8 protein-coding genes and 1 pseudogene are annotated in these 9902 nt (G+C 54.8%); 5 read left to right on the top strand and 4 right to left on the bottom strand.

What is annotated here, in order from left to right; translation table 11 throughout:
- The coding region (locus J2T09_RS27320) for a transposase (RefSeq protein ID WP_306840240.1) at nucleotides 1-258 on the top strand (258 nt) is incomplete at its 5' end.
- A 270-nt stretch (nucleotides 259-528) separates the two neighbouring features.
- On the opposite strand, the gene J2T09_RS27315 is transcribed toward J2T09_RS27320, so the two are convergent.
- Both J2T09_RS27315 and J2T09_RS27310 read right to left on the bottom strand, forming a co-directional pair.
- On the bottom strand, nucleotides 529-3291 hold the full coding sequence (locus J2T09_RS27315; RefSeq protein WP_306840239.1) for an EAL domain-containing protein: 2763 nt from the start codon (nucleotides 3289-3291) through the stop codon (nucleotides 529-531).
- A gap of 29 nt (nucleotides 3292-3320) precedes the next feature.
- Entirely contained in the window at nucleotides 3321-4289 is a 969-nt protein-coding gene (locus J2T09_RS27310) for a FecR domain-containing protein (RefSeq protein ID WP_444939726.1), read from the bottom strand.
- 976 nt (nucleotides 4290-5265) lie between these two features.
- On the opposite strand from J2T09_RS27310, the gene J2T09_RS27305 reads away from it, so the two are divergent.
- The gene (locus J2T09_RS27305; RefSeq protein WP_306840237.1) at nucleotides 5266-5496 is read left to right on the top strand and encodes a CrpP-related protein; all 231 of its coding nucleotides are present in this window, start codon (nucleotides 5266-5268) and stop codon (nucleotides 5494-5496) included.
- A gap of 523 nt (nucleotides 5497-6019) precedes the next feature.
- Nucleotides 6020-6367, top strand: a complete 348-nt coding sequence (locus J2T09_RS27695) for a BA14K family protein (protein ID WP_373458667.1) — start codon at nucleotides 6020-6022, stop codon at nucleotides 6365-6367.
- Between the two features lie 478 nt (nucleotides 6368-6845).
- On the opposite strand, the gene J2T09_RS27300 is transcribed toward J2T09_RS27695, so the two are convergent.
- On the bottom strand, nucleotides 6846-7241 hold the full coding sequence (locus J2T09_RS27300) for a DUF1236 domain-containing protein (RefSeq protein WP_306840236.1): 396 nt from the start codon (nucleotides 7239-7241) through the stop codon (nucleotides 6846-6848).
- Between the two features lie 76 nt (nucleotides 7242-7317).
- Between J2T09_RS27300 and J2T09_RS27295 the strand changes: the two are divergent.
- Together J2T09_RS27295 and J2T09_RS27290 are read left to right on the top strand one after the other, a co-directional pair.
- Nucleotides 7318-8430, top strand: a pseudogene (locus J2T09_RS27295) (IS3 family transposase).
- A gap of 607 nt (nucleotides 8431-9037) precedes the next feature.
- Nucleotides 9038-9235 (top strand): CrpP-related protein, encoded by a 198-nt coding sequence (locus J2T09_RS27290; protein WP_306840235.1) that lies wholly within the window; start codon nucleotides 9038-9040, stop codon nucleotides 9233-9235.
- Between the two features lie 107 nt (nucleotides 9236-9342).
- Here the strand turns inward: J2T09_RS27290 and J2T09_RS27285 are convergent, their stop codons facing one another.
- Nucleotides 9343-9546 carry a cold-shock protein gene (locus J2T09_RS27285; RefSeq protein ID WP_306840241.1) on the bottom strand — a complete coding sequence of 68 codons (204 nt, stop codon included), beginning with the start codon at nucleotides 9544-9546 and terminating at the stop codon, nucleotides 9343-9345.
- Nucleotides 9547-9902: the final 356 nt, after the last annotated feature.

Here is a 9902-nt window from a genome sequence, read left to right as displayed (position 1 = left end):
GACAACGTCGGCTTCCACAAAAGCGAGCGAGCCGAGCAACTGGTCAAGGCGGAAGGAGCGTGGCTTCTCTTCCTGCCTCCCTATTCGCCCGACCTCAATCCGATCGAGATGGCCTTCTCGAAACTCAAGGCGTTGCTGCGAAAACGAGCCGCACGCAGCTTCGACACCATCACCCAAGCACTCGGCGACATTATCAGCCTCTTCTCCGTCGATGAGTGCAGAAACTTCTTCAAGGCAGCAGGATATGAGGCCGAATAGATGCGATACGCTTTAGTCCGTGGTACCTGCGCCGCATACCGCTAAGGCTGAGCGGCTGTCTGAGCGCCCACAAAAATAGGCGCAGCAATCAATTCGAACCCTAACAGGAATGGGCGGGATGCGGGTGTTGCGAAAACACGTTAGTTAACAGGCGTTTATCGAGATGATATTGCATGTCGGTAGTTCGAGTCCCTTCAAGACCTTCTGAACTCGAACATTTTTTGGATAGCGATCCTGGAAAGACCCATCTGTTCAGTGCTCCATAAGTGGTTAGGCAGCCTCGTTAACATTCCCGATTGCTAGTTGCTGCATAATCTCTTCAGCACTCTGCGGTCTCCCAAACAGGTAGCCTTGTCCTTCCTCGCATTGCAATTCGGCGAGAATCCGCCGCTCTTCTTCGTTCTCAATACCTTCAGCGACAAGCTTCAGCCCGAGGCCCTGAGCGAGAGAGATTACCGCTTTTACGATCAGAAGAGACTGATGGTCGGTCGTCAGCTTGCGGACAAAAGACTGGTCTATCTTCAGCTTGTCCAACGGGAAACCAGCCATGTAGCTGAGGGATGAATAGCCAGTGCCAAAATCGTCGAGTGCTATGCGAACACCAAGGCTGCGCAACTGCGATATCACGCCCAACAGACGCTCTGTGCCTTCCAGGAATGCGGATTCGGTCATCTCCAGGTGAAGCCGGTGCGCGGCTAACCCGCTTTCCGCCAAAGCTCTCTTAACCTCCGCCAGGATATCCGTCTTGGCAAACTGAATGGGGGAGACGTTAACGGCCACCGTCATATGAGGTGGCCATGTCATCGCAGTCGCGCAGGCATTTCGAAGCGCCCATGTGCCCAAGTCGCACACGACACCACTGCTCTCCGCAACGGGGATAAACTCACCTGGCGAAACCAGGCCAAATTCTGGATGCCTCCACCGCATGAGCGCCTCAGCCCCTACCATCTGTCCCGTAGCGAGATCGACCTGCGGCTGATATGCGAGGAAGAATTTGTCCCGTCTCAGGCTCGCGCGCATCGCCTGTTCGAGCTTTCTGGCTCGAAGTTGATTCTGGGCACATTTTTCATCGTAGACGATCCAGTTGGAATTGGGGTTAGACCTCGCGTCGATAAGTGCTGTTTCGGCGTGATCCACTGCGGACGCGGCCGGAAGCCTAATGTCGTCGAACAATGAAATGCCCAGACGAGCGTCAACGTAGATTTCGGACCCATCGGCCTCAAAAGGAAGCGCGAACTGCCTGAGGATGGCTTCCGCTTGCATCTCGTGGAAGTCCCGAGTGGGCAGGCTCAGTGACATCGCAAAGCAATCACCATCGACACGGCCCAAATGCGACACGCGCGAGACACTGGACAAGCGGCCAGCGATTGCACGCAGCAACTGGTCGCACGCTAGGCGGCCCAGAGTCGCACTGAGCTCAGGAAATCTGTGCAGTCCAACAGCGACGACAACCTGCGGTTCGATCATGGACTGAAGGCGATTGATGAATTCTCGGCGGTTCAGCAGCCCAGTTAATTCATCGATCTGGGAAATTCGAAGGAGGTCCGCTTCGTATTTTCGACGGGCAGTAACGTCTCGAGCGATAACGCTTCCGATAAAGCCGTTGATTTGCTCACCCCTAACGTCGAGACGCTCAGAACGGGAAATCGTAATTGACGCTTCAAAACGGGCCTCGAAACCCCTGCGATCCACCTCAAAGTCTGTAGAAACTGAGTAGGTCGGCGCGCTGCCTGCTCTGAAACGAAGGACAGCCTCCTCGACATGCGGCATCAACGTGATTGGAATAGTTTGACGGGGGTCGTTGCCGTCCTCATGCTCTGAGTTGAGATCATCAGCAGACGCACTCCGATCGAGAACGCAGAGGTTTTCATCGAAAACAAGGACGACGTCACTGCTGTCCGCGATTATCGACTGGAGTGTATTCCTCGAAGTTCGAAAGTCGGCAATGGCGATCCGGCTTCGGATGTGGGCAAAATTACTTCTCTCGCTTAGGGCGAGTAAGAGGGAAAGGCCCACAAGTATCCAGCCATTTGCCGTTCTTACTGCATGGGCATCATTGGCCTGGATAACGAATGCAACGTTTTCCATTGCTGTGATCAGTATGACGGCAGTCGCGATAAAAGCGACGGGACGATACACTCTGAAGCTTATAGCTAGCGCTATAAGCACCGCTGCGAGAACCAGTTCCGGTATTGTCTGGTCGACGCCCGATGCCAATCGGTGCTGCAAAATCGTTTCGGTCGCCAAGATATGGATCAGGGGGCCCGCCAGAGGCCCGTACAATGGTACTGGATAGACATCCTTCAGTTCAGTAGCGTAAGCGCCAACAACCACCGCTTTATTGGCGAAAACGCTCGGTGGAACCGTTCCATCTATTAGCTCAGAGGCAGAAACAGTGGGGATTGTTGAAGGGTCGATTGAATAATCTATGAGATAGGTACCAGCGGTGTCGTCGACTTGTGCCAAGACGGCAGGTACGGACTGCGTCACCCTTCCGTCCAATCGATCGGCCATTTTGAACGTCGTTATCAGCCCGCTTTCCGCAAGTTCGACGTTAGCGAATGCAAGCCAAGCATTTGAGGCGAGGGCGGTGATGGGCCTTGTTACGCTTGTGGACGATCCCGGTACGGCGCTTTCGTGTTGCCGGAATACCGGCAACACAGTGCCTCCGCCGGCAGCAATGAGTGATAGCCTGAGCTTATCATCTTCCTTGGCGGACGACGGGTTGCTGAAGTCAATATCGAGAAAAACGTCACGAGCACCCGCCGCTGTCAGTCGATCGATGATCTCCGAGTGAACGCCTCGTGGCCAAGGCCAGACGCCGACCGCATCAAGACTTTTCTTATCGATTGCCACGAAGACAACGTCGCCACTCGCCGGCCGTTGCAAAGCTTTGAAACGAAGGCTGGCAATGACATTGTCGACGTAATCGGTGAACGGCTTTACGGCCGTCCAAACTGGCACGGCGCACATAAGAGCGACGAACGCGGCGCGAACAGCGAGTGACGTTTGTACTTTTCTCCAAAAACCCATCACGTCCCCCTAGACACCCGATAACGACTTTAGTCGTTCCCGTTCCCGTTCCCGTTCCCGTTCCCGTTCCCGTTCCCGTTCCCGTTCCCGTTCCCGTTCCCGTTCCCGTTGCCGTTCCCGTTCCCGTTCCCGTTCCCGTTGCCGTTTCCGTTCCCGTTTCCGTTGCCGTTTCCGTTTCCGTTGCCGTTTCCGTTTCCGTTTCCGTTGCCGTTGCCGTTGCCGTTTCCGTTCCCGTTTCCGTTCCCGTTTCCATTGCCGTTCCCGGCACCATCGTCACTGCTTCCGCTCTTCGAATGGCCAGCACTGTCGGCGCGATTGCTGTTCGTCGAGCCAGACGTCGTAGAGTTTTTTCCAGCGGCCGTGGACTGCGGTTGGCCGTTGAGCGCTGTTGCGCCAACAGCCCGCACGCTAGCCACTGATGGTTCCACGGCACTAATAGAGGGCTTTGAAACAGCCCCGGCGACCGTCATCCCTTTCACCCCATCGACTGCGGCGCGTTGACCAGGCCCCAAGGACGAGCGTTGGCCACTGGCGAATGAACTCACTTGAACGAGGCCACGCGTTACAGAAACGCTCGCAGTTGTCTTTGTGACTGACACGCGAAACGCTGTACCTTTGACGACAGCGGCAAGGTACGGCGTCTGGACTGTCGTATGAGGCCTGCTGCGCTTCTCGATTTCGAGGTCGAGCGTACCGGTCTGCTGGCGAACCTCGGTGGTCTTTTGAAAAAAACCGGAGGTGGTAATGCTTGCCAACGTGTTCGGCTGAAAGGAAACAGACTCCACGCCTCGAGAGAGCTGGACCCTTCCCTTTGGTCCTGTGGAAACCCAAGCCTTATTCGGAATTACATCGCCGACTTTGACTGCGAGCCAAGTTTTCGAATCGGTCGTGTAGTTCACCTGTCTTGTCGTCATAGTGACTTGCCACTCCGTTGGTGCGGCGTGGACAGATTGTCCCATAGCGAAAAGGAAGCTGAAAAGAATGAAGAAGCGATGCATGTATGGTCCCCCGCGGTCGAAGCAGGGAGCCATAGTTAGATTAACAGCTGTTGAATTAGCTCTTTCAAGAAGACGCTAGCCTTAACAAATCGATAGGAAGTTCAGCCCATAGAGCGGCGAAATTTACGTGTTCAATCGGGGGCACACGCTGACTATGCGGGAACGACAGAGCTGGGTGTTTATGGATAAGAGGGAATAGACGCTATTTACTGAATGCGTTTACCGCCACATTTCATGTATGAGCAGAAGAAGGCACACGATTGTGCCCAATCTCAAGATCGTCGGACGGCACAATATCTCCGTCAGGGGCATTCGCGTCGAGCCTGTTCTTTTCGCTTTTCTTTTTGTTGGTGCTTGCAGGCCGCGTTCCTCGCCTCTGAAGCCTGTCAGATTTCTTCTCGGCCACGCTGTCTAGAGCCTGCTGGACCCGATCATTTCGAATCTCTCTAACCATTTGCAATTCCTAGATGGACACGCGGCCAACCGGGTAGTTGGTCGGCACCGAGGCCTATTTAGAATCATTCTTAGAGCAGGAGGAACATTTCGGCAAACATATCTATTTGATCATGCCATCTCCGCGTCGTCGGAAAAACTGAAAACATCTGTTTGGGTACAAATCGATCAAGGCAGTGATGATCATCTTTGGTAGCGCGCGAAGTTCCAAGCATTCCTCCCCCGCCAGCGCTCTGGATCGTCTTCGGCAAGAGGAGCGATGTCGCGAAATTAGCCCATTGTTGCCTGTTAATACTCGCGCAGACACTTTGACCGGTCTAACGTCGTAACGCCGCAGGAGTTGAGAGGAGATCGGAATGCCCGCTAAATGCTCGGGAGTTATCGGTACGCTACCGCACAGCTCAAGAGCCAGTTTTAACTCGAGGCTTCCTGAGATTTCAGATAGTCTCCATGCCAGCTCGATTCGAAGACTGTCGCAGCAGACAACGTCGCGAATGTAACGCGACGATAATGAGGATCGGAAATGAATTTCGACATGGAAGCCCTGATTGATTGGCAGCAGCTTGGAATGAACGCCCGTGTGCTGGGCCTGTCTAAGGGTGATAATCCTGTAGCGGCCCGTATCGCGAACGCGAGCTGTTTACTCGAAAAGCATTCCTGGTTGCAAAAAGCAGAAGCTTGGATATTTGGCTGGAATATCGAAAACGCCGCACGCGCATTTTCTGAAAAGGCGTCCATGGCCGCGTCTCCGTAAGCCCCGCATTTGGTTTTGGCGGTCAGAGCGACGGCGTCCCCGACGTCTCGGAGGAATGATGACCTTTGACAGTGTGCCTGCCGCGCAGGTTCAATCCTTGTCCTTACTCTCGATTAAAGCGTAGACGTGTTCGACACCGCGCACCAGCGTTAGTCAAACCATATGCAGTGGAACCATTTGATAGCGGCGGCATTTTCGTACGCAAAATCATCAGGTTGTTCTCATGCGCGAACTTTTCACAAGTCTCTTGCTCGCTACGTGTCTGCTTCCAGTCGCCGCCGGCGGATTAAAGGTAGCGTCAGAGGTCGCGCAGCAGTCAAAGCCTCATTCGTTCACCAAGTTGCATGACGAGCCCCTTTGGCCATCCGAGGTAAAGTGAGTTGATCGCAGACAGCAAGCTTATCAACGCCTTCCCGCCGCCCAGTCGGGGAATACTATCATCGCCGAGCTCGAACCCGTTGGGCGCACAACCCGGACGCTCGGGTCGCCAACAAATATTAGCCCATCTGACGAACAAAACACATTGCCGAAATCCCTCTCTGCCGAGCTACAAGCATTGAAGTCGCGTGAATGGTGCAGCGCGCGGTACCGCTCCTTCGATCCGGTCAGCAACACCTACCATCCCTACGGTGGAGGATCCCGCCAACCCTGCTTGCCTCCCACTCTAATCGTACCTGCACAACAGCTAGCGGGTAATAGTAGTGCTGAAGAGATGAACTCGAATGCGCGTTGGTGTATGCAGAAGTATAGCTCGTACCGTCTCGACGACAACACGTATCAACCCTTCTCGGGAGGCAGAAAACAGTGTAAACGCCCTGAATCACAGTCTGCTAGCAATTCTGTCCAAAACCCTAGTATCGCACGGTTTTGACGGTTGATACCTATGCTGTGAAACACACCTATATGCAGAATAGTGTGAGAGACTAACGGGAACTCGCGGCTCTCGGCAGCACATTGATGAACTATGGATAGAAACCCATTGGGGCCAGGGCAAAGTCAGCTACAGTTGCTGCTAATCATCTTTTTGGCCACTTGGGCATTTCCGACTTTTATCGCCAGCAGGGACTAGACCAAATTCCGAGACATCTCAGTGATACTGTCGTCAGCATCGTGCAACGCATGGAAGGGAACGCGCTTCGCGTGTGAATCGCATCCGCTCCTGACGCGGACTAGCAGACGCCGTTGCGTCTGCAATGGCGTTATTATTCCCTGTCCGCGATGCACGACGGACGTTGCATTGAACAGCTCGCCGCAAGTTCACGACGATCCTGTCGACAGGCTGATGACGCAAATTTGACAGTGCCACCTCACCGCGATGGCACCGTCCCGTCCGTCTGGCAAAGCCAGGATCAATCAATAACCTGCACCACACGGCGGCTCGAAGGCTCAATGATCACACGCCGGTCATTGACCACCGCGTATCCGTAGTTCGGATTGTCAGGCACCTGCTGAACAACAATCGTCTGAGGAAGTGGCTCCCCGACGACGACGCGCTCTTCGACGACAACCCGTTCCGTTGGGGCGGGCGCTTCGCGAACATATGTGACTACACGCTGCGGCGGCGGATCGATCGCGGTGCCGACGATCGCGCCAGCAACACCGCCTACAGCGGCACCGACCGGGCCGCCCACGATAGCGCCGGTGACCGCTCCACCGGCGGCGCCATTCACCGTGGACTCCTGTGCAAAAACTGATCCTGCGACCAGAAGGGTGGCGCCGACCAAAACAACCTGTCTCTTAAACATTGCGTTCTCCTTGACCTGAGCCCCTGAACTTCCTCCAGATTTTGGTAGAGTCCGTCGTATCAAGGAGACGGACGGAATGAAGCATTCACGGTTCACGGACGAGCAGATCATCGGGATATTGAAGGAGCAGGAAAGCGGCATGCGGACGGCCGACGTTTGCCGCAAGCACGGGATATCCGAGGCGACCTTCTACAAATACAAGGCAAAGTTCGGCGGCATGGAGGTGTCCGATGCCCGCAAGCTGAAGGCTTTGGAAGACGAGAACGCCAAGCTGAAGAAGCTGCTGGCCGAGACCATGCTGGACAATGCCATTCTGAAAGATGTCGCTTCAAAAAAGTGGTGACGCCCGATGTGAAGCGGGACGCTGTGGCTCATGTCTGCAAACAACATGGGGTGAGCCAGCGTCGGGCGTGTGAGGTTTTGTCCGTAGATCGGTCGAGCGTTCGATATCGTAGCGTTCGACCGGATGACGCTGATATCCGTGAGGCAATGAAGCTGGTGGCGTCCGAGCGCCGTCGTTTCGGCTATCGCCGCATCCACGTCATGCTGGGTCGGCAGGGCATCATCATGAACCTGAAGAAACTGCGGCGTCTCTATCGCGAAGAGAAGCTGACGGTGCGCAAACGTGGTGGACGCAAACGGGCTTTGGGGACGAGACGCCCTCTGGCGACGCCCTCTGGCGCTGCCCTCGCGTGCCAACGAGCGATGGAGCTTGGATTTCGTCAGCGACGCTTTCACAGATGGTCGTCGCTTTCGCGTTCTGGCCGTCGTCGACGACTTCACCCGCGAATGCCTGGCGCTGGTCGCCGACACGTCGCTCTCGGGCCGGCGGCTTGCGCGTGAACTCGATGCTGTCATCGCCCAACGAGGGAAGCCGCGAACAATTGTCTCCGACAATGGCACGGAGATGACAAGCATGGCCGTTCTGGAATGGTGCCAAAGCACTCACGTCGAATGGCATTACATCGCACCGGGCAAGCCGATGCAGAACGGCTTCGTAGAAAGCTTCAACGGCAGCTTCCGTGACGAATGCCTCAACGAAACACTGTTCTCGTCACTGACGCAGGCAAGGATCGAAATCACAGCATGGAAGGAGGACTACAATCGGAACAGACCACACTCTTCACTGGGCAACATCACACCCAATGAATTCGCGATGAAAATGGCTATGGAAAAACAGGCCGCATAAGGCCAGATTGAAAACCCAAGACTCTCCTGAAAACCGGAGGGAAGATGGGTCTCAGGTCAGTTCCCCCGTCGTCTCAGCATGAGTAATCACTTCTTAAACTGAGGCTGGGGAAATCGGCTCTTAGTGCTGGAAGGCGCTCGATCAATAGTGGACACTGGGTCGTCCACCCTCTGGGCAGGGCGCAACCCGCACGTCCCGCGGCGTTGATGAAGTATCGGCTGGCAGCTTGTACTTTATTGTGAAGGAAACCTGCACTTCGCCGCCCGACTTCAATAAAACGGAGATGCCTGCCGCCGAGAGTGGTTCGATGGAAATTCTTGAACTGAGATACGTGGCAGAGGGCGTCTATGAGCCGAATCTCCAGCGGGGGCGCGTTTCAGCCCTCCGGGCTCTGCACTTAGTTGCTAACTCAACGAAGCGACACTGCGTTCGGATAGGCGGGACCCCCACAGCTGAAGCAGATTTTTCAAGGAAACACTGGATACTGCTTGTGCATAAGCCGAAACGTGATCCAGACAGATGGACAAACCGGCAAGCTCCGCGCAAGCTTCGATCTGCAGAGAAGGCGAAAGCCCTATATAGGCGCCGCTCGCAAATGAGGATCGATATGAAGTTCGATGAACAAGTCATTCTCGATTGGCAACAGCGCGGCATGAACGCGCGAGTGCTCGGGCGTTCGACGGCTGAGAACCCCATCGCTCCATACCTGAACAAATCAACATGTCGATATGAGCGGGACAACTGGTTGCAAAAAGCCGACGCCTGGCTTTTCGGTTGGCATATTGAGAACGCTGCGCGCGGATAGCTACGTGCAGATTTCGCACATGATCAGCGATCGAATGTCTTTCCGAGAAATGGTTGGTATTGGAAACATGAACCAGCTGCCTTGGGGTTGATTCATAGCCGCTGCTATCAAATGACCGAAACGTTTTCCGCCATTGATTTGCCAGTCCTCTGGTCCTGACCAATCTCGTAGCTGACCTTGTCGCCTTCCCGCAACGAGCCGCCGCGTTGAAGTGCGGAGACATGGACGAATACGTCCTGTCCACCAGTTTCGGGAGTTATGAACCCGAAGCCCTTTTCGCCGTTGAAAAACTTTATGGTACCAGTCGCCATCGATGCATCCCTGTGTGCGGCCAACAACATGGTTGAGTTGGTCATGTTGCTATCCCAGTACCGCTAGTCAATGACAAACATGTAACCGTTCGTTTCCGCATATCAGAATTCATTTGAGGTGTGGCAGCTCAAGACGGAGCCGCATGGTTTCCCCGGCGAGGCGACTACCGCCGCGTCCACTTTCGCACTTATGTGCTTGCTCTATGATTCGTAAGCCTCTGGTGAGGGCCGTCTTGCGAGGTTGATGCGAACATCGGAAGTCCTAGGTGTTTGGTCCCAACATGTCATGGCTTGGTATTCGAGAGAAGATTTCAGGTTTTTTCTCACTGAGTCGCCTAATGGCTTCGTAGGGCGTT

This window comes from Neorhizobium huautlense, from assembly GCF_030811685.1.
Taxonomy (GTDB): Bacteria; Pseudomonadota; Alphaproteobacteria; order Rhizobiales; family Rhizobiaceae; genus Neorhizobium; species Neorhizobium huautlense_A.
The sequence above is the reverse complement of the archived record's forward strand: the minus strand, read 5'-3'. Positions and strand labels throughout refer to the sequence as shown.

Coding starts and splice junctions, on each gene's coding strand:
- J2T09_RS27305 (WP_306840237.1), top strand. CDS start 5,266: ATGAATTTCGACATGGAAGCCCTGATTGATTGGCAGCAGCTTGGAATG.
- J2T09_RS27310 (WP_444939726.1), bottom strand. CDS start 4,289: ATGCATCGCTTCTTCATTCTTTTCAGCTTCCTTTTCGCTATGGGACAA.
- J2T09_RS27300 (WP_306840236.1), bottom strand. CDS start 7,241: ATGTTTAAGAGACAGGTTGTTTTGGTCGGCGCCACCCTTCTGGTCGCA.
- J2T09_RS27315 (WP_306840239.1), bottom strand. CDS start 3,291: ATGGGTTTTTGGAGAAAAGTACAAACGTCACTCGCTGTTCGCGCCGCG.
- J2T09_RS27285 (WP_306840241.1), bottom strand. CDS start 9,546: ATGGCGACTGGTACCATAAAGTTTTTCAACGGCGAAAAGGGCTTCGGG.
- J2T09_RS27290 (WP_306840235.1), top strand. CDS start 9,038: ATGAAGTTCGATGAACAAGTCATTCTCGATTGGCAACAGCGCGGCATG.